The sequence below is a fragment of the Burkholderia oklahomensis C6786 genome, from assembly GCF_000959365.1.
Classification (GTDB): domain Bacteria; phylum Pseudomonadota; class Gammaproteobacteria; order Burkholderiales; family Burkholderiaceae; genus Burkholderia; species Burkholderia oklahomensis.
On the sequence record NZ_CP009555.1, the window covers coordinates 2,603,071 to 2,626,901 of the forward strand.

25 protein-coding genes are annotated in these 23,831 nt (G+C 65.9%); 17 read left to right on the plus strand and 8 right to left on the minus strand.

Annotated features, from left to right (window positions below; genetic code table 11):
* Positions 1–106 precede the first annotated feature (106 nt).
* The 5 genes from BG90_RS34990 to BG90_RS11720 form a co-directional block, all read right to left on the minus strand.
* The gene (locus BG90_RS34990) at positions 107–295 is read right to left on the minus strand and encodes a hypothetical protein (protein WP_124072254.1); all 189 of its coding nucleotides are present in this window, start codon (positions 293–295) and stop codon (positions 107–109) included.
* A gap of 18 nt (positions 296–313) precedes the next feature.
* Positions 314–928: a LysE family translocator gene (locus BG90_RS11705; protein WP_025989969.1), complete on the minus strand. Its 615-nt coding sequence runs from the start codon at positions 926–928 to the stop codon at positions 314–316.
* A 281-nt stretch (positions 929–1,209) separates the two neighbouring features.
* Positions 1,210–1,737, minus strand: coding sequence for a GNAT family N-acetyltransferase (locus BG90_RS11710; RefSeq protein WP_010116780.1), 528 nt, complete (start codon positions 1,735–1,737; stop codon positions 1,210–1,212).
* A complete protein-coding gene (locus tag BG90_RS11715; RefSeq protein WP_010105929.1) occupies positions 1,734–2,321 on the minus strand; it encodes a helix-turn-helix domain-containing protein in 588 nt (195 codons plus the stop codon). The genes BG90_RS11710 and BG90_RS11715 overlap by 4 nt, the downstream gene beginning before the upstream one ends.
* Positions 2,322–2,450: 129 nt before the next feature.
* A complete protein-coding gene (locus tag BG90_RS11720) occupies positions 2,451–3,683 on the minus strand; it encodes a MoaF-related domain-containing protein (protein WP_081469825.1) in 1,233 nt (410 codons plus the stop codon).
* Positions 3,684–3,970: 287 nt separating this feature from the next.
* Between BG90_RS11720 and BG90_RS11725 the strand changes: the two genes are divergently transcribed.
* Entirely contained in the window at positions 3,971–4,417 is a 447-nt protein-coding gene (locus BG90_RS11725; RefSeq protein WP_025989968.1) for a winged helix-turn-helix transcriptional regulator, read from the plus strand.
* A 424-nt stretch (positions 4,418–4,841) separates the two neighbouring features.
* On the opposite strand, the gene BG90_RS36130 is transcribed toward BG90_RS11725, so the two are convergent.
* Positions 4,842–5,162, minus strand: coding sequence for a hypothetical protein (locus BG90_RS36130; protein ID WP_157135625.1), 321 nt, complete (start codon positions 5,160–5,162; stop codon positions 4,842–4,844).
* Here BG90_RS36130 and BG90_RS11730 point away from each other — a divergent pair.
* The 5 genes from BG90_RS11730 to BG90_RS11750 all read left to right on the plus strand — a co-directional run bounded on the left by BG90_RS11730 (position 5,152) and on the right by BG90_RS11750 (position 11,118).
* Positions 5,152–6,750 (plus strand): DUF2957 domain-containing protein, encoded by a 1,599-nt coding sequence (locus BG90_RS11730; protein ID WP_010116776.1) that lies wholly within the window; start codon positions 5,152–5,154, stop codon positions 6,748–6,750. The two genes, BG90_RS36130 and BG90_RS11730, sit on opposite strands and share 11 nt — an antisense overlap.
* A gap of 61 nt (positions 6,751–6,811) precedes the next feature.
* Positions 6,812–8,065 (plus strand): DUF2957 domain-containing protein, encoded by a 1,254-nt coding sequence (locus tag BG90_RS11735; protein WP_010116773.1) that lies wholly within the window; start codon positions 6,812–6,814, stop codon positions 8,063–8,065.
* Between the two features lie 79 nt (positions 8,066–8,144).
* The gene (locus BG90_RS11740) at positions 8,145–8,969 is read left to right on the plus strand and encodes an OmpW/AlkL family protein (RefSeq protein ID WP_010105920.1); all 825 of its coding nucleotides are present in this window, start codon (positions 8,145–8,147) and stop codon (positions 8,967–8,969) included.
* Positions 8,970–9,084: 115 nt separating this feature from the next.
* The gene (locus BG90_RS11745; RefSeq protein WP_025989967.1) at positions 9,085–9,600 is read left to right on the plus strand and encodes a hypothetical protein; all 516 of its coding nucleotides are present in this window, start codon (positions 9,085–9,087) and stop codon (positions 9,598–9,600) included.
* A 498-nt stretch (positions 9,601–10,098) separates the two neighbouring features.
* On the plus strand, positions 10,099–11,118 hold the full coding sequence (locus BG90_RS11750) for a hypothetical protein (protein ID WP_010116771.1): 1,020 nt from the start codon (positions 10,099–10,101) through the stop codon (positions 11,116–11,118).
* A gap of 39 nt (positions 11,119–11,157) precedes the next feature.
* On the opposite strand, the gene BG90_RS11755 is transcribed toward BG90_RS11750, so the two are convergent.
* Positions 11,158–12,165 carry a zinc-dependent alcohol dehydrogenase family protein gene (locus tag BG90_RS11755; protein ID WP_010116769.1) on the minus strand — a complete coding sequence of 336 codons (1,008 nt, stop codon included), beginning with the start codon at positions 12,163–12,165 and terminating at the stop codon, positions 11,158–11,160.
* A gap of 253 nt (positions 12,166–12,418) precedes the next feature.
* Between BG90_RS11755 and BG90_RS11760 the strand changes: the two genes are divergently transcribed.
* From BG90_RS11760 to groL, 5 genes are all read left to right on the plus strand, one after another.
* On the plus strand, positions 12,419–12,844 hold the full coding sequence (locus BG90_RS11760) for a winged helix-turn-helix transcriptional regulator (protein WP_025989966.1): 426 nt from the start codon (positions 12,419–12,421) through the stop codon (positions 12,842–12,844).
* Between the two features lie 295 nt (positions 12,845–13,139).
* Complete coding sequence (locus BG90_RS36135; protein WP_157135624.1) at positions 13,140–13,691, plus strand: hypothetical protein; 552 nt, start codon at positions 13,140–13,142, stop codon at positions 13,689–13,691.
* Positions 13,692–13,932: 241 nt separating this feature from the next.
* Entirely contained in the window at positions 13,933–15,399 is a 1,467-nt protein-coding gene (locus BG90_RS11765; RefSeq protein WP_025989965.1) for a hypothetical protein, read from the plus strand.
* A 601-nt stretch (positions 15,400–16,000) separates the two neighbouring features.
* Entirely contained in the window at positions 16,001–16,294 is a 294-nt protein-coding gene (gene groES / locus BG90_RS11770) for a co-chaperone GroES (protein WP_009889537.1), read from the plus strand.
* 47 nt (positions 16,295–16,341) lie between these two features.
* A complete protein-coding gene (gene groL / locus BG90_RS11775) occupies positions 16,342–17,982 on the plus strand; it encodes a chaperonin GroEL (protein ID WP_010105905.1) in 1,641 nt (546 codons plus the stop codon).
* Between the two features lie 302 nt (positions 17,983–18,284).
* Here the strand turns inward: groL and BG90_RS11780 are convergent, their stop codons facing one another.
* Complete coding sequence (locus BG90_RS11780; protein WP_010116758.1) at positions 18,285–19,142, minus strand: hydroxymethylpyrimidine/phosphomethylpyrimidine kinase; 858 nt, start codon at positions 19,140–19,142, stop codon at positions 18,285–18,287.
* Between the two features lie 221 nt (positions 19,143–19,363).
* On the opposite strand from BG90_RS11780, the gene BG90_RS11785 reads away from it, so the two are divergent.
* The 6 genes from BG90_RS11785 (at position 19,364) to BG90_RS11810 (ending at position 23,792) form a co-directional block, all read left to right on the plus strand.
* Positions 19,364–19,534, plus strand: a complete 171-nt coding sequence (locus BG90_RS11785) for a rubredoxin (protein ID WP_004186709.1) — start codon at positions 19,364–19,366, stop codon at positions 19,532–19,534.
* Between the two features lie 179 nt (positions 19,535–19,713).
* Positions 19,714–20,964: a hypothetical protein gene (locus BG90_RS11790; protein WP_025989964.1), complete on the plus strand. Its 1,251-nt coding sequence runs from the start codon at positions 19,714–19,716 to the stop codon at positions 20,962–20,964.
* Between the two features lie 196 nt (positions 20,965–21,160).
* On the plus strand, positions 21,161–21,739 hold the full coding sequence (locus tag BG90_RS11795; RefSeq protein WP_009889573.1) for a YqgE/AlgH family protein: 579 nt from the start codon (positions 21,161–21,163) through the stop codon (positions 21,737–21,739).
* The gene (ruvX, locus tag BG90_RS11800; RefSeq protein WP_010116752.1) at positions 21,736–22,176 is read left to right on the plus strand and encodes a Holliday junction resolvase RuvX; all 441 of its coding nucleotides are present in this window, start codon (positions 21,736–21,738) and stop codon (positions 22,174–22,176) included. The genes BG90_RS11795 and ruvX overlap by 4 nt, the downstream gene beginning before the upstream one ends.
* On the plus strand, positions 22,163–22,681 hold the full coding sequence (gene pyrR / locus BG90_RS11805; protein WP_010105897.1) for a bifunctional pyr operon transcriptional regulator/uracil phosphoribosyltransferase PyrR: 519 nt from the start codon (positions 22,163–22,165) through the stop codon (positions 22,679–22,681). The genes ruvX and pyrR overlap by 14 nt, the downstream gene beginning before the upstream one ends.
* A gap of 79 nt (positions 22,682–22,760) precedes the next feature.
* Positions 22,761–23,792, plus strand: a complete 1,032-nt coding sequence (locus BG90_RS11810) for an aspartate carbamoyltransferase catalytic subunit (protein WP_010105896.1) — start codon at positions 22,761–22,763, stop codon at positions 23,790–23,792.
* Positions 23,793–23,831 lie beyond the last annotated feature (39 nt).

Here is a 23,831-nt window from a genome sequence, read left to right on the forward strand (position 1 = left end):
CGGCGGCGGGCGGTTCGCGCCCGCGCGCGCCCGCGCGGGCGGTGCGCATCCCGCGCGGCGGATGCCGGCCGGGATGCGATCGTCGCAGCGAATAATTACATATGTATTACTTTTTGCTGTCTATTTTTGTACGTCGCGCGGTGACGACATTGTCGGGTGCCGCACGCTCGTCGCCGGGCATGCGGGCGGAAGGCGCGGCTGCATGACGGCATGAAGAAATCGCCGAGGCGGGCGAACGCGTGGAAAACCCAACGCGCGGCGTCTCGATGTTCGCGGCGATGCGCGACGCGAACATCGCTCGCTCGATCCCGCGTCAGCGCTCGACGATCGCGACGACGCCGAGCGCGACGAAGAGCGCGCCCGCGAGATAGCGCCCGACGGTCATCGCCGCGCCGCCCGGCGCCGCGTTCCTGCGTAGCGGATGCGCGAGCGCGATGCAGGTCAGGTCGGCGAGCGAGAACAGCAGGTTCGCGCATGCGCCGAGCAGGAAGAGCTGCCAGCCGACGTCGAGCGACGCGGACGGATCGACGAACTGCAGCAGGAACGACAGATAGAACAGCGCCGACTTCGGGTTCGACGCCTCGATGAGCGCGCTCGACGAGATCACGTTCCTCGGCACGGCGGATGGTGCGCCGCCGTCGTCGGGGCGCGTGCGGATGCGCTGGATGCCGAGCCAGATCAGGTACGCGCCGCCCGCGACGCGCAGCGCGTGATAGAGCCACGGCGACGTGTCGAGCACGACGACTGCGCCGATCGCCACGGCGCAGATCTGGAAGAACGCGCCGAGATGGATGCCGAGCGCCGACAGCACGCCCGCGCGTCGGCCGTGCTGCAGCGTCAGCGAGACCGTTTGCAGCAGCGCGGGGCCCGGGATGAAGCCGAAGCCGAGGCAGGTGACGATGAAGGCGAGAGTGGGGCTGACCGTCATGGAATGTCGCTCGTCGTGGGAACGCCGGATCGGCTCGTCGGCAATCGGCCAAGGGCGAATCGGGCGTCGCGCGTTACGACGGCGGTGCGCCGACGCCGCGCGCACTTCGACATGCGGCATGCGCAGCGTGTGGCGCAATCTGCAGACGAAGCGACCGAAGAAGCGAGCTTAAAGCACGGCGGCGGCGCCGGGCAATCGAAAGATGGCGGCCGGGCGCCGGCATGCGGGGGCCGGCGCGGCCCGCGCGGCCCGTGCGCCGGAGAGACGGCGCGCGCCGCGGCTCAGACCTGCTTGTAGAAGAACGTCGTCGCGCACGGCGTGCCGTCCGGCATCAGCGCGTACTGCGGAACGACGCCGACGCGTTGCCATCCCGCGCGCTGGTAAAGCCGCTCCGCGTCGCTGCCCGTCACGGTGTCGAGCACGAGGACGGTCTTGCCGGCCGCGCGTGCGACGCTGTCGAGCATGGCGAGCAACCGCTGCGCGACGCCGCGACGCCGCGCATCGCGACGCACGAGCATCTTTGCGACGTCCGCGCGATGCGGCTGGTTTTCCGGCAAGCGCGTGATCATCTGCACGGTGCCGACGATGCGGCCGCCGGCGTCTTCGGCGACGAGCAGCGTGCGATCGCCGCACGCGACGCCGTCGGCGACGTCGCGCCAGAACGCGCGCGCCTTGTCTCGCGCGAGCGGCGCCATGAAGCTCACCGACGCGCCGCCTTCGACGCAATCGATCAGCACGTCGGACAGCGCGTCGACGCATGCGATCGCTTCGTTCGGCCCGACGCGTCGCACGTCGATCGAGTCGCTCATTCGATTCTCCCCGCGCGGATCGCGGGCGCAGCGGCGAGCGCGACGACGTAGCGCGCGGCCTTGCGGCCCGGATTGAAGAAGACGGTCGGACGATCGAGGCGCATCGCGAGACAGTCGCCGGCGGCGATGCGCCACGTGTCGTCGCCGTTCGTGATGTCCATTTCGCCTTCGAGCATCCAGACTTGCTGATGAAAATCCGCGTGGCGCTCGCCGGTGTCGTACGCGACGCGCCCGCCCGGCGGGAACTTCACCTCGACGAGCTGCAGCGGCGACGGCGCCGCGGGCGACAGGCTGCGGCGCACGTAGCCCGACGCCGGATCCTTCCAGACAGGCTGCTCGATGGCGCGGGACAGCGGCGACGCCGCCTGCGCGGCGCGATCGTCCTCGAACAGCGACGCGAGCGATACGCCGAGCGCGTTGGCGAGCCGCTCGAGCACGACGGCCGTCGGGCTGCTCTGCGCGCGTTCGATGAGCGAGATGTTCGAGCGGCTGACCTTGCTGCGCTCGGCGAGCGCGTCGAGCGAATAGCCGCGCAGATCGCGGAGTGCGCGCACGCGGCGCGCGATCAATTGATTGACGTCCATGCTGTCCGGTATATTGGAATAAAATCCAGAATACTAGATTGGCATCAAGGCGATGCGCGTCGTGTCAGCGACGGCGGCGCGCTCGTCGGCTTGGGGGCGCGCCTTGTCCGTCCGATGCGACGCGCCGCGTCACTTCGCGTCTTCGATGCGGATCGTTCCGTTCAGGTGCTGGAACTCGCCGTTGCGATGCGCGATGTTCGTATGGACGACGCCGTTCTCGAAATCCTCGACGTGCACGACGTTGTCGCCGCTCTTCGGCTCGTGCCAATAGACCATGAACACCTGCGGCCGGATCTGCGTCGCCTTGTATTCGACGGTGTCGGTCGCGCCCTGGTACTGGCCCGACGTGCCGACGAACGTCATCGTGTGGTCGTCCTTGAAGTCGAGGCGAAAGCCGATGTCGCCGAATTGCACGAGCGCCTTCTTGCCGGCGGCCGGGAACGCGGACTCCGTGCCGACGACGGGCCACTGCATCTCGCCCTTGATGACCTTCGCGCTCATTTCGAGCGACGACGCGTCGGCGAGGTTCGGATAACGCGCCTTCATCGCGGCGATCAGTTCTGCAGAATTTCTCGCTTTCGCGGCCTCCGTCTCGAACGCGACCAGGTAGTCGCGCGTGAATTTCACGGATGCGGGCGTGTATGGCTCGCTGCCGTCCGGATTCGCGAGGTAGTGGCCGGGCACGACGAGCTTCGGATGAAGCGCCGCGATCCGGTCGAGCGTCTTGATCCAGTTGCGGCGCGATTCCGGCGTCTGCGTATCGGCGATCCACACGTGGATGTTCGCCGCGACCGGAATGCCGCCGACGATCGCGTGCGCGGACGGGATCGACACGAACGTGCGGTCGGGCGACGGACCGTCGAGGCCGACGATGCGCAGCTCGTGGCCGTCGAGCGTCAGTTTGTCGCCCTTGAGCGGCTGCGGCACGACGAGCGAACGCGGCGCATTGTCCTTCAGGATCGGCCCCCAGTACGCGAGCTTGTCGTCCTTGTTCGCCTGGATCGCGGCGACCGTCTGCGGCGTCGCGACGATCTTCGCGTCCGGGAACGCGGCCTTGATCGTGTCGAGTCCGAAGTAATAGTCCGGATCGCTGTGGCTCACGTAGACGAACTTGAGCGGTTTGCCGGTCGCCTTGATCTTGTTGACGAGCGCCTCGGCGTCGTTGCGCTGGAACTGCGCGTCGATGAGGATCGTGCCGGTCTTGCCGGTGACGATCTCGGACGAGACCGGAAAGAGGCTCTTTTCGCCGGGATTGTAGACGTCGATCTGAAGCGGCGCGCCGGAGCCTGCGGCATGAGCGAGGCTCGCGCCGAACAGCGAGGCGGCTGCGGCGGCGAGCGCCACGAGAGAGCGTAAGGACATGAAGGATTCCCTGAGAGCATGGGTATTGTGAATGCGACGCCCGAGCAAAGCGATGCGGCGTCGTCGAGGCAGGACGGTATCGTCGAGCAGATATCTGGGCGCATCACCTCGCTGAAGAAAAGTTAGCAAAACGAATCGATGAATCGACGCGCGGCCAGCGATATTGCCGGCTCTCTCGAAGCATGGATGTCGCGCTTCGACGTCCGTTGCGACGCGGAAATGGACCGCCGTGCAAACGATGCTAGTATCTGCGATACAGGTAGTTACCGGCAGAAACTATAAACTGGATGGCAACGATGGGGAAGAACGCACCGAAAGGTGAGCAGATTACCGAGAGGAAACCTTCGCTTCTCGACGCGCCGCGCAGGGGCAACGCGTATGCGTCGGAATGTCCGACGCGGCTCGTGCTCGATCGCATCGCGGACAAATGGACCGTCCTGATCCTGGCGCTGCTGTCGCATCAGCCGCTGCGTTTCAATACGCTGCTGCGGCATATCGAGGGCCTGTCGCAGAAAGTGCTGTCGCAAACGCTCAAGCGGCTCGAGCGGGACGGGCTCGTTGCGCGCACCGTTTACGCGACGGTGCCGGTGTCGGTCGAATATGCGCTCACGCCGCTCGGGCATACGCTGGCGCGTTCGATTTCGCCGATCATCGTGTGGGCGGAAACGCACATCGATGCCGTGCTCGATGCGCGCACGGCCTACGATGCTCGGCAGGGCAACGTGAGCGCCTGACCGATCGCGAACGTTCAACCGGGCGAAATCGGCGTCGCGAAATATCGAGAAAATAAATGCCGGCGCGATGTGATTTTTATTCTCGACTGACGCTTTTTTAAGCGAATCGAATCATTGCAATTGTTTCCTGTGCCGTTCGAAACGAGCGAAAAGCTCGGAAAGGGTTGCCTTGGTGCGCCGCGTCATTCATCATGCTTGAGAGAAAGCGACGCGAAAGCTGTTCGATCGGAATTTGACATGCTCTGGTACGACGTTTGAAAAAACGTCCAGATCATTGAATGATCTGGGTTTGATCAGGCTCGGATGTTTGGAACCATGTGTCGGTTTACATACCCCATTCATCGGATCATAGTCATGGCAAATAAAGCAGCACGATAACTAAGCGTACTTACGGAGACCGAGGATGATACGCGCATACGAGGGGTCAGCGGAGCAGCCGTTTTTTCAAATTCCCGTACGGGCAGTCGTCATGCGCATGGTGTTCCTGCGCAATCGCATCGCTAATTAGCCGTCGATTTTCATTCAATTTCCACTTGAGGGCGCCGCATTGCCATGCCGCGCCGCGAATCGGCGCGCGCATCGAATCCTGCCGGCCGAATTCGCATTGACCGCATGCTCGCGGCCAAGCGTCAAGAATCGCCGTGTCGCCTGTCGGCGACGCCGAGATACCAACCAGCCGGCGGGCGATGAGGCCACGCCGGACGAGACCGGATTGGACCAAAAAAGGAGGGGTGATGTTTTGCATGCCTAATCTTCGTGCGACCGTGCTGTCGTGTGTGGTTGTCGCGATGCCGTTCTTTGCCGGCTGCGGCGGCGGGGACGATCCCGGCCCGATTCAGGTCGGGCAATGCTCGGGCAGCTCGTGTCCGCCGAGCGGGCCGAGCACGACGCCGCCGACGGTGACGAAGCTGTGCCCCGATGCCCTTGATTACTCGACGACGTACACGGGCGGGTCGGGCAGCGGCGAATACGTGAAGGTCAAGTTCGACACGGCGAAGAAGACCTATCAGATGCAATTCATCGCGTCGTCGGTGCCGACGTCCGCGGGGCAGATCAACAACACGCGCGCCGGCCTCACGATCAACGGCACGTTCCACAACGCGACCGGTCTGCCGACCGCCGAGCAGAACCGTTGCGCGTTCGTGCTCGACAACGGCGCGACGAGCGACGGCGCGTACTCGGTGACGATCAATCGCGCCGACCCGCCGATGCTGTTCGTCGGCATGGGCGTCGTGGGCGGCGGGATTCCCGGCGCGACGATCGCGTTCTCCGGCCTGGAACTGTTCCCGGGCCTGACGATCGGCACGGTGCCGTCGCGCGCGTTCGACTTCTATCCGTTCATTGGCTTTACGGACACCGAAACGGATTTCGCGAAAGTGGCCGGCGTCTACAACGAGGTCGGCGTGCACCTGCAGCCGACGGGCACGTCGTTCCAGACGGCCGCGCCGCAAGGCTGGCAGCCGGATGTCGTGAACTGGACGCAGACGCTCAATGCGGACGGTTCGTGCACGATCACGCCGGGCAGCGACTACTCGTGCCGCACGACCGGCACCCCCTGGACGCGGCGGACGAACGCGGACGGCACGCCGGACAACGTGTTCGTGAGCCATCCGCAACCGAGTCAGCCGTATCCGTCCGCAGGGCAGGGCCAGCCGCTCGTGATCCTGACGCCGAGCCAGGCGCAAGGCGTGATGATCGTCGGCAAGCTCAACGGCCAGCTCGTGCCCGTCGTCATTCGCGTCGGCTACGCGAACGTAGACGCGAGCAATCCGCTCGGATCGGTAGCGGATGCGGAGATCGGCATCTCGGTGCTCGCCCCCGTTACGGCGATAGCGGCGAACTCGCTGCAAGGCGGCTACATCGGCGCGACGAGCGCGGTCGCGTGCGGCGTCGTGAGTTTCGGCGGCAATTCGAACGCGCCCGCCAACAGCGGCTCGGCATTCGACAACACGGTGCCTCATCCTGAATCGCCCGGCACGTATCACGACGGGTTCTTCTACCCGTCCGCCGGCGGCTGCACGGACGGCTCGGCCGTATCGACGCTCGCGGCGAACTACACGTCGACGCTGTTCCAGGGCGCGACCGCGGCGTTCATGGATCCGATGACGTCGTCGGTGAGCTCGCAGTTCTCGCTGGACTACACGCAGACGACGCCCGGCAAGATCAAGGTGACGGCGACGCGCGACTTCAATGCACAAGGCAGCGCGGGTACGGTCGCGATCTTCAGGAAAGGCGACTACGGCTGGCTCATCAAGGTCGGCAACGTGTACGGGATGGTCGTCAACAACAGCCAGTACAACCCGTTCTTCACGGTCGGCGCGTTCGTTCAATAACGGATGGCACCGCGGCGGCGCGCTGCGCGCCGCCGCAGACTTCACAATATCGAGGATTCCTATGCATTGGAGAAAATCGCTGGCCGCTGCCGTATCGGCTTCCGTCCTGACCGCCTGCGGCGGCGGCGATGATCCGCCGCCCGCGCCCGTCGTCCGGCTCTGTCCGAAGACCATCGATTACAACACCGTGTTTACGGGCGGCTCCGGCTCCGGTGAGCTCGTTCGCGTGCAGCTCGACACGACGAACATGACGTTCCGGATCACGTATCTCGCGTCGCCGGTGCCGGCTGCGGCGGGCACCGTGCAGCCGACGCGCGATGCGCCGCCCAACAACGTCGTGACCGGGACGCTGACGGACGAGACGGGTCTTCCGACCGAGAAGCTCAACCAGTGCACGTTCCGGCTGAACAACGCGAGCCTCGATCCGAGCCGCCCGGCGCGCGTGTTTCTCGGCGAAGGCGTGCTGGGCGGCGCGATTCCCGGCGCGACGATCGAGTTCGACGGCGTGATCGGCGTCGGCCGGATTCCGAAGACGACGTTCCCGTACTATCCGTTCATCAGCTTCTCCGATCAGGAGACCGATCTTTCGAAGATCGCGGGCAACTACAACCAGCTCGGCTATCACCAGGTGCCGTCGCAGAACTTCATGCAAGCGGCGCTCGACGCGAAGGTCACGATCAACGCGGACGGCACGTACGTCGAGACCGACAACTTCGGCAAGAAGAACGGCGGGCAGCCGCTCGCGTCGAGCGCGACCGTCAATCAGAGGCTGACGCTGCGCGCCGATGCGCCGGTGTTCGAGTCGCTCAACTATCAGCCGCAGATCCCGGCGACGCTGCCGTCGCTCGATCCGACGAAGGCGGGCAAGGGCATTCTGATCGTCGGCAAGCTGCGCAATCAGCTGGTGCCCGTCTTCATCCGTACCGGCGCGGCGAATTCCGATCTGACGCAAGGCGCGCCCGTCGCGGACGACGAATCCGGGATCTCGATGCTGAGTCCGCAGAAAGCGGTCGCTTTGGGTTCGCAGGACGGCGAATACACGGGCGTCGACAGCCTGCTCGACTATCGCGCGACCGCGCTCGTCGGCACGCAGGCGACGCTGCTCGATCCGTTCCATGCGTCGCAGGTCGCGCTCACGCGCGCGCTCAATCTCGACTACACACAGGCCGTGCCGGGCGTCGTCACGACGGTCCAGACGAATGCGGCGTCGGGGCCGCCTACCGGCAAGTTCATCTTCACGGGCGGCGTATTCGGTTTTCTCGACATGAGCGACGTCAGCAACCCGTACTTCACGGTGGGCGCGTTCGTGCAGTGAGCGTCGCGCGGAACAGGAGACACACGGCGATGCGCGGCCCGCGGGCCCGCGTCGCCCGATCGGAGTATCAGGAGACTTCATGAAGAAGCTGATTGCCGCGTGCGTCGTTGCAGGTGCATCGACGGGCGCTTTCGCGCAGCAGGCGGGCGACACGGTCGCGACGCTCGGCTGGCTCCACGTGATGCCGCAGGATTCGAGCAACGGCCTCACCACCAATGTCGTCAATTCGCCGATCAACGGCCCGCTGCGGCTGCCCGGCTCGTTCACGTCGCCGGGCACGAGCCTGACGGTCAACAACGCGGACACGGTGGGGCTCACGTTCACGTACTTCTTCACCGACCACATCGCGGTGACGTCCGTGCTCGGGATTCCGCCGGAATTCGCGCTGACGGGCCACGGCGTCATCAGGCCTCCCGGTCCGTCGGGCTCGCTCGGCAGCGTCGATCTCGGCAATCCGGCGAATCAGCCTGCCGTGAAAAACGCGCGGCAGTGGAGCCCGACGATCATCCTGAACTACTACTTCAATTCGCCGACGGCGAAGTTCCGGCCGTTCGTCGGCATCGGCATCGCATACAGCTGGTTCACGAACATCGAGCTCAACGGCAATTTCGCGAAGGACGTCAACGACAACCTCGGCAGCGTGCTCGCGGCGGGCGCCGGCAAGCCGGGACCGACGTCGGTCGAGGGGAAGGCGTCGTCGTCGTTCACGCCGGTCTACAACATCGGCGCGAGCTATGCGTTCGCCAAGCGCTGGGCGCTGACGGCGACGCTGTCGTACATGCCGCTCAAGACGTACTCGTCGCTCGTCATCAAGGCTGCCGACGGCACGACGCTCGCGACGACACGCACGAAGCTGAAGGCCGATCCGCTCATCACGTTCGTCGGGATCTCTTACAAGTTCTGAGCCACGGGCGCGCGGCGTCGGCGCCCGGGCTTCCTGTGACCGAGCGGGCGGGATCGATCGGCCGCGACGTCACGCTACCGGCGGCAAGCCGCCATTCGTCAAGTGAGGCAGACTCATGCGTAACCGTAAATTTGTTCCGTTCGTTGTCGCGTTGGCATTCGCAGCGGCCGCAGCTACGCCGGCGCTCGCCGTCACCGTCACCCGCGTCGACGGCCAGCCGATGAATCCGAACGGCGAGCCGTTCTCGGCGACGTCGTCTCCCAACGAAACGCTGCTGTCCAAAGGATCGATCACCGCGAACTGCGTCGCGACGTTCAACGGCACGATCTCGGCGGCGGGCGTCGTCAACATCACGTCGACGACGTTCACCGGCAGCAACAGCCTGTGCGGCCTGATCAAGGGCAGCGCGAGCGGCCTGAACCCGTGGACCGGCCAGGCCGACAGCGCGACGCAACTGACGATCAACAACGCGCAGGTCAACGTGTCGCTGCTCGGCCAGTGCGGTCCGAGCAAGGTGGTGACGTCGTGGAACGACGCGAATTCGTCGCTGACCTTCAGCAACTCGGTGCTGGCGCCGGATTGCAAGGTGACGGGGACGGTCGTGACGTCGCCGAAGTTCCGCGTCCAGTAATTCGCGTTCGTCACGGTTTTGGCGTGTGGCGGCTCGTCGATCATGAGCCGCTGCGCGCGTATCGCGTGAACGCGGCTGCCAGGAGCCGCCGCGTTCGCAAGACGACGAGCGACAGGTCGTTCGCCTGACGTCAGGGCAGCCGCGCATGCCATTGTGCCGGGATGCGCGGCCCGGCGAGCATTGCGATCGCGCTGAGGGGCAAGCGCGTGGGGCCGCGGTGCGCGCCGTGCGATGCGTGCGAGGGTTGCGCGCAGGCGTGCGAGACGAGCGCGCAGGCAGGGCAGCCGTCGCGCGGACGTTTCGGAGCCCGATCGACAGCGGGGCGAATGTGGGCCGGTCGTCGTCAAAAATAAAAGGGGCGACGCGTTCGCGCATCGGTGCGCCGCGCGGAGTCGGGCCTTCGACGCATGGGCGAGGGCGGCTCGCGTGCGACGCGCAGCGACAGTTGCCGTCGCCTAAGTGCGGACACGATCCGCATCGCTATTTCTCGGATGGCCCATGCCTGACAATCATAATCATCGTGTCGACGCCCAAGGCCTGTCGCTCGGCAGCTTGCGCACGGCAGCATGGCTTCGGCATCTCCTCGATCACGCGGAGCGTTTTGCGTCCGCGGCGGCGGCGAGCCGCGAAGCGCACATCGCGACCGCCGCGTACAACACACTCGCGCGATCGAATGCAAGCGCACGGCGCGGCCCGACGGCGGACGACGATCTCCTGAACGAACTGCTCGCGGCACTGCAAGGCGACGGCGCATCGGCCGACACGTCGCGCGCGGCCGCATATGGCGCGTTTGCGCGTACCCCGACGAAACGACTGCTTGCGATCGTCGATCGTTATCTACCTGGTTCGAAAGCCGTGTTCGATGGGGCGTACGGCATTGCGAACGCGTGCGGCTTCGACGATCCGGAAACCGGCTGGGCCGCGCTCGAATCGATCGAGTTCGGCATCGGGCACGCGCTCGCGACGGACAGCGACGTCGCGGAAGACGCGATGCGCGGTCCGGTTCGCTTCGACGGACCGGCGGCGGGCCGCGTCATCGACCGGGCGATCGGATGCGCGTGGCGGGCGGACGAAAAGCACATCGACGCCATGACCGCGCTCGCGGCGTTTTCGGCGACGCTCGCGACGAACGCGCCGATCACGCTCGCCGCATACGGCGGCGAGCACAACGGCGTCGCGGCCGCGATTCGGCGCGAGCGCCGGGATCTCGCGTCGACGGAAGGACTGTGCGCCGCGCTCGCCGTCTGCCGGCTCGAATGGCTGACCGGCGCCGGAAGCTTCTGGGCGTATTACCTGCTCGCAGGCGTGATGATCGCGGCGCCCGACGTCGTGGCCGCGATGGCCGGGCGCTTTCATGGAGACGCGTTGAACGCGTGGCTCGACATGATCCTCGCATCGCCCGCGCGCAGCGGGATCGGCGGCGCCGGCGAGGCCGTGTTGGGGCGGCTGGCTGCGTCGATGAGCTTCACGTCGCGGCGCAATCCCATCGTTCACACGAAGCGCAGGTCGATGCGCTGAGCACCGAGCCGGCTCGACAGCCGGCTCGCGCCGATCGGCTCAGATCGACAGGCAGAGCTTGCCGAAGTGCTTGCCCGCGGCCTGATGGCGGAACGCGTCGGCGATCTCGTCGAGCGCGAACGTGCGATCGATCACCGGCCTGATGCCGGTCGCTTCGATCGCGCGCACCATGTCGATCTGGTGCCGGCGGCTGCCGACGATGAGACCTTGCAGATTCTGTTGGCGCGTCATCAGCGTGTTGGTCGGCACCGGCCCCGCGATGCCCGTCAGCACGCCGATCAGCGCGATATGGCCGCCGATCCGGCACGCCTGGATCGATTGCGGCAACGTGTCGGGGCCGCCCACTTCGATCACGTGATCGACGCCGCGTCCGTTCGTCTGCTCGAGGACCTTCGCGGCCCAATTCGCATCGCGCCGATAGTTGACGACGTGGTCGGCGCCGAGCGCGCGGGCGCGTTCCAGCTTCTCGTCCGACGACGACGTGACGATCACGGTCGCGCCCATTCGTTTTGCGAACTGCAGCGCGAAGATCGACACGCCGCCCGTGCCGAGCACGAGCACGCTGTCGCCCGCCTTGAGGTTGCCGTCGACGACGAGCGCGCGCCATGCGGTGAGGCCGGCCGTCGTCAGCGTCGCGGCTTCCGCATGCGTGTAGCCTTTCGGCGCGTGCGTGAACCAATGCGCGGGCCGCACGACCGATTCGCGCGCGTAGCCGTCGACGCCGTCGCCCGGCACCGTCGCGAAGTCCGCCGCGGTCGGGCCGCCGTCGAGCCATTGCGGGAAGAAGGTCGACACGACCGCGTCGCCGATCGCGTACTCCGTGATGCCTTCGCCGATCGCTTCGACGACGCCCGCGCCGTCCGACATCGGAATGCGTCTGTCGGCGGCGTTCATCCTGCCCGTGACGACGCCGAGGTCGTGATAGTTGAGCGAGCTTGCGTGGACGCGTACGCGGATCTCGCCCGCGGCGGGCGCGCCGGGATCGGCGAGCGTCGCGCGTTCGAGCTGTTCGAGGCCTGCGGGCTGGCGCAGCATGATGGCTTTCATTGATTCGACTCCTGTAAATGGTGAGCGCCCGAAGCGCGGTGCGCGATCGATGCGTTCGTGAGTGGCCGGCCCAGGACCGGCGCGCGGTGTGTCGTTGGCGTGCCGCACGCAAGTGCAGGTGGATCGCACTGGGTGAAGCTGGCCGCGTCGGCCGACGAGCAAACGGCGAATGGATGAATTGTCCGGACGTACTTCGTTCGATGCAAGAACGTACAATTAACGCTGGTACTATCAATTATGTGGGTGTGTGGCGATGCGACCGAAACGTTTCGACAGCAAGAGCGGATGCTCCGTCGAGGTGACCCTTTCCGTAATCGGCGGATTGTGGAAGCCGGTGATTCTGTTTCATTTGCTGCGGGAGAAGAAGCGTTTCATGGAGCTCACGCGGCTGATGCCGAACACGACGCAGCGGATGCTGACGCTGCAACTGCGCGAGCTCGAGGCGGACGGGATCGTCGCGCGCCACGTCTATCCGCAGGTGCCGCCGAAGGTCGAGTACGAATTGACGCCGTTCGGCAAGACGCTCGCTCCCGTGCTGATCAGCTTGCGGGAATGGGGCGATGCGTATCGGACGCATCAATCGGGTGCCAACTCCGCCGAGACGATTTGCGACGGGCCGGCGTGCGACGCACCGACGCAGTCGAAGAAACGCGCAGCCGCCGCGAGGAAGCTCGCGTAGCGCACCGATGTCGGCGGATCGGTCGAGCGCGCGTGCGCCGAAGTCGATTCGCAAATCGTTGGGCCCGTCCATATCGGGTGGCCGGCGATGTTCGCGCGGTGTTCGTGTGTTTCGCTGTCCTGACGGCGGACATGTGCGACGCCGCTTCTTGGCAGGCAGACCTTCCTCTTCCAATTCACGCACGACGAGCGACGCCCGACCGGCATGTCGCGTGTGCTTCCTCGCGGCTCGCAATGCGAGCCACGTCCGTCTTCGTTATTTTCAATCGTGTCGTCGGATCGCCGGGTGATGCGCGATGCTCGACGTCGATGAAGATGTCCGTTTCGTGAACGGCATCGAATTCGTTCGATCTTTCTTGCGCTGCCTCATGATGAAAGTGAAGGGAAATATCGAGTCGTCATTTTTCATTCATTTAAATATGAATTTTCATAAATTCTTGTGGAATATTTTGTTTGCCATGTGGATTTGGAATTTCAATATGAAAGGTAATGGAGGCTGTCGTCGATCGGATGACCGAGGACGCACGATCGCGCGGACGCCGCCGTGCTTGCGGACGTGCCGTCGGCATCAGGATCCGCGGGGGGGCGGGGTTGTGCGGGAAAGATGCCTGCGCATGCGGATACGCCGTTCTCCTTGCGAAATGGTGTATGGATGGGCTTTTCGTCGTCCGCTGCACTTTGCTATCACTAGGCGGTTTGCGCGGCGGGGCGATGATCTCCGGCTGCTTCGGCTTGCCTGCCCACGGCTCGCGTGGGCGCGCGGAAGGCAGGTTTTCGCAGGTCTATCAATAGAATTTTTTATTGAATTTTCATTGGATTTTTCTGGAAATGATGTATTTGGAGAATAAAGATGTGTTTTGATGGTAAATGTAACGTGATGGAGTGTGGTGTTACGTTACGGCGCGCGTAACGAGAGGAAGGATAGGCGTCAACTATGCCGCTCGCGCGACGTATCGAGCAATTAAATTCGTTGTGGATTTGCTTTCTTGAAAAAACGGTGCGCGATCGGTCCGGTGCGCATGCTGGCATGTTCCGTGCGATGACCTCCGCGCCGTATCGACGGCAGTACCTATCCACACGAGGTCACATATGAAACAGAACTTCAAGTTGACGAGCATTGCACTGTCCGCAGCAGTCGCGTTTGGGGTCGCGGCTGCGACGCCGGCCGTCGCAGGTGGGCTGAACGCCCTTCCGGTCTCTGCGTCGGTCGGCGATGTCGGCGGCGCTGGCTCGGGCAGCACTGCATTGGCGCTTGCCGCTGGTGCGCAGCAGGGGGCGATCCACGCCAGCGCGCTCGGCTCGGCCGACGCATCGGTCGGCGCCGGCGCGCTCGACAACGTGGCAGGCACGCTCGCGAACGCGGTGAGCCATAACCCCGTTCAGGGGGTTGTGAACAATGCTGTCGGTACGCTGGCGAATCTCGCCAGCAATAATCCGTTGCCGGGCGCGTTGAACAACGCCGTCGGCACGCTTCAAAGCACGGTAGCCAACAATCCGCTGCCGGGCGCGCTGAATAACGCAGTGGGTACGCTGCAAAACGCGGTGGGCAACAACCCGCTGTCCGGCGTCGCGAACAACGCCGTGGGCACGCTGACGAATCTGGCGAGCAATAACCCGCTGCCGGGCGCGCTGAACAATGCCGTGGGCACGCTGACGAGTCTCGCGAGCAACAACCCGCTCGCAGGCGCAGTCGGCGGCCTGGGCAACACGCTGCCTGCCGCTCTCGGCAACTCGGCCGGCGCATTGGCGGGCGCGGCGAGCAATGTCACTGGCGCATTGGCGGGGGCTGCCAGCAACGTGACGGGCGCGCTGGCAGGCGCGGGCAGCAACGTGGCCGGCGCGCTTGCGGGCGCCGCAAGCAGCAATCCGCTGCCGGGCGTCGTGAACAACGTCGCCGGCACGCTCGCGAACGCGATCGGCGGCAATCCGATCGCGCCGATCACGAGCGTCGTGAGCAGCCTGACGAACGCGCTGCCTGTCGCCAACCCGACGGGCGTATTGACGGGTGCCGCGAACAACGTCGCGGGCACGCTCGCGCGCGTGGCGAACGGCAATCCGGTGACGGGCGCGGTCAGCGGTCTCGTGGGCGCGCTGCCCGTCAGCAATCCGGCCGGCGCGCTGACGAGCGCAGCGAACAACGTGGCAGGCGCGATCGCGACCGTCGCAGGCAGCAATCCGGCTGCGGCTGTCGGCGGCACGGTCGGCGGCGTCGCAGGCGCGCTGACGGGGGCGGCAGGCACCGGCGTCGCAGCGGGCTCGCAGCTCGGAAGCGTCGGCTCCGCGCTGATGGGTTCGGGCGCGACCTCGGCCGGGAAGGTGTTGACGTCGGGCGGCAACGCGTTCGGCGGCGCGGCGGCCGCAACCGGCTCGCTGCTGTCGACGGGCGCCGTTGCCGCGAGCACGGTCGTCAACTCGGTGGGCTCGTCGGTCGGTGCGGTGGTGGCGTCGCTGCCGAACCTGACGGTCTCGTCGTCGAAGTCGGCGGCTCCGGCGTCGAATCCGCTCGCTCCGGTCACGTCGGCGATCGCGACGCTCGCCGGCGCGCTGCCGAAGTAATGCGGCGCGGCGCGTCCCGACGATGCTGCGGGACGCGCCTATAGTAACTAGCCGGAAGCAATTGACCGGAACACGGAGCAGGCGGCATGGCGGCGACGCCATGCCGCCTTGTCGTTTCGGCTCGGGATTTGTCGTCCGAGCCACGGGCTGGGCAAGGGCGGCGGCGCGCCGGCATCCGTCCGGCGGCATCGGTGGAGCCGCGGGTCGGGCAGGCGGATCGGCTTGGACGTAAGGATTATGTATGCGATGATCGTGCGTTCGGCGCCGATCGAGTCAACGGGGGCAAATCCGCCTCGGATCCGTCCCGACGATGCGCGCGGCGGCTCGCGCCGCATTTCGCCCCAATGGTGGGTTTCGCTTCAAGTTATTGTTTCGATTGAGATTTTTTCGCGATCCGACGGCGCACCTCCGGCTATTTCCCCCGGATTTCCCCGCGCCGAAATTTTGCTGAATCGCTGGCGATTCCACTTCTTGAATTTGTCAAAACCCGTCCATATAATTAGCACTCGCTGCACGAGAGTGCTAACAATTCCTGCCGGTCGGCGAGCCGTCCGGCAGTTTCCCTCAGCGTTCTTCAGTCTCAATCAAGAGAGGAGTGAATATGAATCTTCGTCCGTTGCACGATCGCGTGATCGTCAAGCGCCTGGATCAGGAAACCAAGACCGCCTCGGGCATCGTCATTCCCGACGCAGCCGCTGAGAAGCCGGATCAAGGTGAAGTTCTGGCCATCGGTCCGGGCAAGCGCGATGACAAGGGCGCTCCGATCGCTCTCGACGTGAAGGTCGGCGATCGCGTGCTGTTCGGCAAATACGCAGGCCAAACCGTCAAGGTCGACGGCCAGGAACTGCTCGTGATGCGCGAAGAAGACATCATGGCCGTGGTCAACGCTCAGTAAGCGTTCGCCAACGGATCACATTCTCAAAGATCTCAAGGAGTTAGAAGATGGCAGCTAAAGACGTCGTATTCGGCGATTCCGCACGCGCGAAGATGGTCGAAGGCGTGAACATTCTCGCCAACGCTGTGAAGGTCACGCTGGGTCCGAAGGGCCGCAACGTGGTGCTCGAGCGCAGCTTCGGCGGCCCGACGGTCACGAAGGACGGTGTGTCGGTCGCGAAGGAAATCGAGCTGAAGGACAAGCTCCAGAACATGGGCGCGCAAATGGTCAAGGAAGTGGCTTCCAAGACCAGCGACAACGCCGGCGACGGCACGACGACGGCAACCGTGCTCGCGCAATCGATCGTGCGCGAAGGCATGAAGTACGTCGCGTCGGGCATGAACCCGATGGATCTGAAGCGCGGCATCGACAAGGCCGTGGCCGCTGCAGTGGAAGAGCTGAAGAAGATCAGCAAGCCCTGCACGACGAACAAGGAAATTGCACAGGTCGGCTCGATCTCGGCGAACAGCGACTCGTCGATCGGCGATCGCATCGCTGAAGCGATGGACAAGGTCGGCAAGGAAGGCGTGATCACCGTCGAAGACGGCAAGTCGCTCGCCGACGAGCTGGACGTCGTCGAAGGCATGCAATTCGACCGCGGCTACCTGTCGCCGTACTTCATCAACAACCCGGACAAGCAAGTCGCCGTCCTGGAAAACCCGTTCGTGCTGCTGCACGACAAGAAGGTGTCGAACATCCGTGACCTGCTGCCGGTGCTCGAGCAAGTCGCGAAGGCTGGCCGTCCGCTGCTGATCATCGCCGAAGACGTCGAAGGCGAAGCGCTCGCCACGCTGGTCGTGAACAACATCCGCGGCATCCTGAAGACCGTTGCGGTCAAGGCGCCTGGCTTTGGCGATCGTCGCAAGGCGATGCTCGAAGACATCGCGATCCTGACGGGCGGCCAGGTGATCGCCGAGGAAACGGGCCTGACGCTCGAGAAGGCAACGCTGGCCGAGCTGGGCCAGGCGAAGCGCATCGAAGTGGGCAAGGAAAACACGACGATCATCGACGGCGCAGGCGAAGCCGCCAGCATCGAAGCGCGCGTGAAGCAGATCCGCACGCAGATCGAAGAAGCGACGTCGGACTACGACCGCGAGAAGCTGCAAGAGCGCGTGGCCAAGCTGGCTGGCGGCGTGGCAGTGATCAAGGTTGGTGCCGCGACCGAAGTCGAAATGAAGGAAAAGAAGGCACGCGTCGAAGACGCGCTGCACGCAACCCGCGCTGCCGTTGAAGAAGGCATCGTCCCGGGCGGCGGCGTCGCGCTGATCCGCGCACGCACCGCGATCGCCGGCCTGACGGGCATCAACGCCGATCAGAACGCCGGTATCAAGATCGTGCTGCGCGCGATGGAAGAGCCGCTGCGTCAGATCGTCACGAACGGCGGCGAAGAAGCAAGCGTCGTGGTGGCGGCGGTTGCCGCGGGTTCGGGCAACTACGGCTACAACGCGGCGACGGGCGAGTACGGCGACCTGGTGGAAGCCGGCGTGGTCGACCCGACCAAGGTCACGCGCACCGCACTGCAAAACGCAGCGTCGGTCGCCGGCCTGCTGCTGACGACGGACGCGGCCGTCGCCGAACTGCCGAAGGAAGACGCTCCGATGCCTGGCGGCATGCCGGGCGGCATGGGCGGCATGGGCATGGACATGTAATTGGCGTAGCGCCGATTGCATCGAAGGACGCGCGGCGACGCGCGTTCTCCCAAACGAAAACACCCGCAGCGATGCGGGTGTTTTCGTTTGGAGCCGAAGAAAACCGAACGGCGATCGGACGGCGGCATTGGCCGCCGTCACCGGCGTCAGGCGGCCGCGCGATGCCGGACGTGTTACCGGACGCCGCTATTGTTGAACGCCTGTTGAACGTTTCGGACGAATCGGCGATCCACGACTGAAATCCGTCCGGAACGCCGGCGGGCAGCCCGATTGCGGCGGGCTGCGGGCGGCAACGGAGCGGCTTACCGCCGAGCGGTCGAGCCCGACTGCGGCAGCGTCGGCGGAGGCGCGTCGTCTTCATTGCTGCGCGCCCAGAAGAAACGATCCGGCAGATACGCGCCCATCCCGGGCCGAAACGCGTCGCGGGCTGCCTGATACAGATATTCCTGCGCTTCGCGCACCGCCTCGGGCGGCTCCTGGCCGTTCGCGAGCAGGGCGGCGATCGCCGCGCCGAGCGTGTCGGTGATGCCCATCAAACGATGCGGCGTGCGTTCCCATAAATCTTGCCGAATCTGGCCTTCTTCGCTGTACAGCGAATTGACGAGGCGGTGCGAGCCCGTCTCGGTCGCCAGGATGTACTCGCAGCCCTGGCTGAGCAGATGCGCCAGGGCGGCGTCGAGATTCGGCGCCTCGGCGTCGCCGTCCGGCTGCGCGAGCGCGATGAGCGTCGCGTGGTCGGCGACGAGGAGCGTCGTTTGCGGCGCGAGCAGATCGGCGATCGATTCGCGCAGGTCGTCTGCGGCGAGCACGTGCTCGTCGTCGAGCGTGAAGTCCGGCGCGAGGACGAGCGGCACGCCGTCGTAATCGGCGACCACTTCGGCGATCGCGCTCACGACTTCCGCCCGCGTCGCGGCGCCGATCTTGAACGCGGCGACGGGCATGTCTTCGAGCAGCATGCGCGCCTGCGCGGCGACGGTATCCGGATCGAGGCCGGTGACTTCGTCGCAGGTCGCGGAGTCTCGCACGGTGTAGCCCGTCAGCACGGACACGCCGTGGCAGCCCATGCTTGCCAGAGTCATCAGGTCGGCTTGCAGGCCGGAGCCGCCCGTCGGATCGGACAGGCCGAAAGTGAGGACGATCGGAGGGGTGTTGCTGGACATGGAAATGGGGAAAGAGGAAAAACGGTAAAGCCAGTTGGCGGGATGCACCAGCCGAGTGCGCCCGCGCAGTCAATTATGCGGCGGATTCCGTCTGTCCGAAGCGTTTTTTTATCGCGTCGCAGCGAGCAAGCGCAACTAGAGGCCGATTGCTAGGCAGTCCGGCGCTGACACGGTACCATCATGGCTCTCAAATCAACGGACTTTCCTTTACGCGGCTTAAGATGGAATATAAAAGCTGGATGTGCCTGATCTGCGGTTGGATTTACGACGAAGAAGCTGGGTTGCCGGAGGAGGGCATCGCCCCGGGCACACGCTGGGAAGACGTTCCCATCAATTGGACATGCCCCGAGTGCGGCGCGCGCAAGGAAGATTTCGAGATGGTCCAGATCTGATCGTCTCGCGTCGGCGGTTCGGCATCGAGCGAACCGGCGGCGTCGGCGCGGCAGCATCGACGGGTTGAGGCGCCGCTTGCGGCGCGGCTTCGTTTCTGGTGCTGACGCTCGTGCCTATTATCTCTGAAATCGCGACGGTCCCGTTCCTCGACGCTTTGCCCAATCCGCGAGGCGGCGCGGTGCCTGCGGCCGAGGCGGCGCTGCGCGCCGCGCAACAGGCGTTCGAGCGGCGAGCCGATCCGGCCGAGCCGCTTGCCGGCGCGGCGGCGGCGTTGCGGGAGGCGGGCTGGCTCGCCGCGCAACGCTTTGCCGTCGCGCTTGCTCACGCCGCGCCGCTTGCGGCGACGGAATTGCAGCCGATCGCGTTCGAGGCCGCGCTGCGGGATTTCCGCGCCGCGCTCGAGCGTCACAATCTGCGCGAGCTCGCCTGCTCGCCGCTCCTGTTCGAGCATTACCGTGCGCTGTGCGCGCAGGCCGCGAGCGATTTGCGCGCGGACACGCCGCACGACGCGCTCGCGCTCGCCGGCCGGCCGGTGCCTCCCGCCACGCTGTATGCGCTGTCGCCGCATGCGCTCGCGCATCTGCGCGCGCGCTACGAGCAAGCGCTCCTCGGTGCGCTGCGTGCGTCGGAGCCGGCGACCGACACGGCGCTCGACGGACTCGCCGACTGCGCGGCCGAGCTCGCCGGCCCGTTTCCGTACGACTATTGGCGGCTCGCCGGCGCGTGCATGCGGGTGCTGCGCGTGCGCGGCGGCGTCGAGCTCAAGCGTTTTCTCGCGCGCTGCAATCTGCTGCTCGGCGAGCAGGCGCGCGGATTGCGCATCGCGCCTGCCGCGCTCGTCCGGGAGGCGCTCGCGCTCTTCTGGCGCGACTACGCGCTGTACGGCGCGGCGGCCGAGGACGTGAGCGACGTCGAGCTGCTGCACGACTACGGGCTGACCGTCGCGTGGCACGTCGCGGGCACGCAGGCGTCCGAGGCATTGTGGGAAGCCGACGCCGCGCGCGCCGAGGCGGACGCAGTACGGGCCGCGCCGACGCGCGAGCTCGGCGTCGTCACCGTCAACGGTCACGCGTATGAGGATTTTCTGCAGACGGCCGATGCGTCGATGACCGAGCTGGCGCTCGACGTGCGCACGGCCGACGCGGGTGCTGCGTTGCAGGCGGCGGAGGCCGCGTATCGCGTCGGCTCGGCCGCGTGCGCGCTCGGGCTCGGACACGCGGCGCTGCTTGCCGACGCACTCGGGCTCGCATGGCGCCGCCGTGCGCATCTCGGCGCGACGGACGAAGCGGGCGCGTCGGCATGCCGGCAGGCCACCGAAGCGTTGCGCGCGGCGTTGCACAAGATTGCAGCGGGTATGGCGCCGCCCGACTTGTCGGACGCGTGTGCGGCGCTCGCGGACGCGTTGTCGGGCGCGGTCCGCAAGGCATGAGGCGACGCGCGGCGGGGCGGCAGGCAAGGCCGGCTTCTTGCTTTCGGCCGATGCGGCGCAATCGCGCGCGGCGCGCGCGCCGATTGGCCCCGAACGCGTGATAGAGTGAGTGATATGTCGTGTCGACCCGCGCGGCGTGCGAGGCCGCGAGAAGCGGCGTCCGTCACGTCGCGAGGTCTTTGCTAAAATTCAAACCATGTCAAAGAGTTCCGATCGCATCAACCTTACCAACCAGTTCCTGATCGCCATGCCGAACATGGCGGATCCGACGTTTTCGGGAACGGTGGTCTATCTTTGCGATCACAGCGAGCGCGGCGCGCTCGGCCTCGTCATCAATCGCCCGACCGACATCGATCTCGAATCGCTGTTCAACCGCATCGATCTGAAGCTCGAGATCGAGCCGCTCCTGCACATCCCCGTCTACTTCGGCGGCCCGGTGCAGACCGAGCGCGGCTTCGTGCTGCACGAGCCGGTCGAGGGCAGTTCGTACAACTCGTCGATGACGGTCGAAGGCGGGCTCGAGATGACGACGTCGAAAGACGTGCTCGAGGCGGTCGCGACGGGCACGGGCCCGAAGCGTTTCCTGCTGACGCTCGGCCACGCCGGCTGGGGTGCGGGCCAGCTCGAGGAAGAGATTTCGAAGAACGGCTGGCTCACGGTCGCCGCCGATCCGCGGATCGTGTTCGACACGCCCGCCGAAGAGCGCTTCGAAGCGGCGCTCGGGCTGCTCGGCGTGAGTTCGTCGATGCTTTCGGGCGAGGCAGGACACGCATGAGCGCGGCGCTTTCGCGCGACGCGACGCTCCTGGCGTTCGACTACGGCGAGAAGCGCATCGGCGTGGCGGTCGGCAATATGTTGACCCGCACGGCCCGTGCGCTCGTCATCGTTCCCAATCTGAATCGCGAGCACCGCTTCAAGGCGGTCGGCGAGCTGATCGCCGAATGGAAGCCGGATGCGCTCGTCGTCGGTCTGCCGCTTCATCCGGACGGCGCGCCGCACGAAATGACGCAGCAGGCGAAGCGCTTCGGCAATCAGCTGAACGGCCGCTTCAACCTGCCGGTGAGCTGGGTCGACGAGCGCTACTCGTCGGTCGAAGCACGCGCGGATCTGCGCGCGCGCGGCAGCGGCGCGGATCGCGTCGATGCCGAAGCCGCCCGCATCATCCTTCAACAATACCTCGACGAACTGCCCGATCATCATGAGTTCAATTGACGCCGAGGCGCTTTACCGCGTCCTGCTCGACCAGATTCGCGGCGCCTATGGCGAAACCGCGTTCGCCGAATCCGGCGGCCCCGTGCTGGCCGGCATCCACAGCGGCGGCGCGTGGCTCGCCGAGCGCCTCGCGCGCGACCTGAACGCGCCGGACTTCGGCGTCGTCAACGTCGCGCTGCATCGCGACGATTACGCGAAGAAGGGGCTGCACAGCCAGGCGAGCCCGACGTCGCTGCCGTTCGAAGTCGAAGGGCGGCGCATCGTCCTCGTCGACGACGTGCTGTACACCGGACGCACGGTGCGCGCGGCGCTCAACGAGCTGTACGACTACGGGCGGCCCGCCGCCGTCGAGCTCGCGGTGCTCGCCGATCGAGGCGGGCGCGAGCTGCCGGTCGCCGCGCGCTTCGTCGGCGGCACGCTCGGCGTCGACGCCGACGCGACGCTCGTGCTCGAGCGCACGGACGCGGGACAATTCACGCTTCGCACCGAGGCGCGCGCCGGCTGAGGCGCGCGACGCATTCCGGCCGCCCGCGCGCATCGCGCATCCGGGCGCCGTTTGGCAACACGTTGGAATCACGCACATCATGACGACCGACACCTCCGGCCGCACCGGCAATCCCGCCGCGGCCGCGCCCGCCGAGCGCTTTCGCTACGGCTTCCTGAAGGGCAACCCGCAGCTCACGAAGAACGGCGAGCTCAAGCATCTGCTGTCGATCGAGGGGCTGCCCCGCGCGATCGTCAATCAGATCCTCGACACCGCCGAGCAGTTCGTCAGCGTGACCGACCGCGAAGTGAAGAAGGTGCCGCTTCTGCGCGGCAAGTCGGTGTTCAATCTGTTCTTCGAGAACTCGACGCGCACGCGCACCACGTTCGAGATCGCCGCGAAGCGGCTGTCCGCCGACGTGATCAACCTGAACATCAACGCATCGTCGACGAGCAAGGGCGAGTCGCTGCTCGACACGATCAACAACCTGTCGGCGATGCATGCCGACCTCTTCGTCGTGCGCCACGCGTCGAGCGGCGCGCCGTACCTGATCGCCGAGCACTGCGCGCCGCACGTGCACGTGATCAACGCGGGCGACGGCCGTCATGCGCATCCGACGCAGGGCCTGCTCGACATGTACACGATCCGCCACTACAAGCGCGACTTCACGAAGCTGCGCGTCGCGATCGTCGGCGACATCCTGCATTCGCGCGTCGCGCGCTCGGACATCCATGCGCTGACGACGCTCGGCGTGCCGGAAGTGCGCGCGATCGGCCCGCGCACGCTGCTGCCGGGCGGTCTCGAGCAGATGGGCGTGCGCGTGTTCCACAACCTCGACGAAGGCTTGAAGGACGTCGACGTGATCATCATGCTGCGCCTGCAGAACGAGCGGATGAGCGGCGCGCTCCTGCCGTCCGCGCAGGAGTACTTCAAGAGCTGGGGCTTGACGCCCGAGCGCCTCGCGCTCGCCGCGCCCGATGCGATCGTGATGCACCCGGGGCCGATGAACCGCGGCGTCGAGATCGACTCGCAGGTGGCCGACGGCCCGCAATCGGTGATCCTGAATCAGGTGACGTTCGGCATCGCGGTGCGGATGGCCGTGATGGGGATCGTCGCGGGTACGAACGACTGACGCGCGGCGCAGCGACGCGGGTGTCCCGCGCGCGCATCG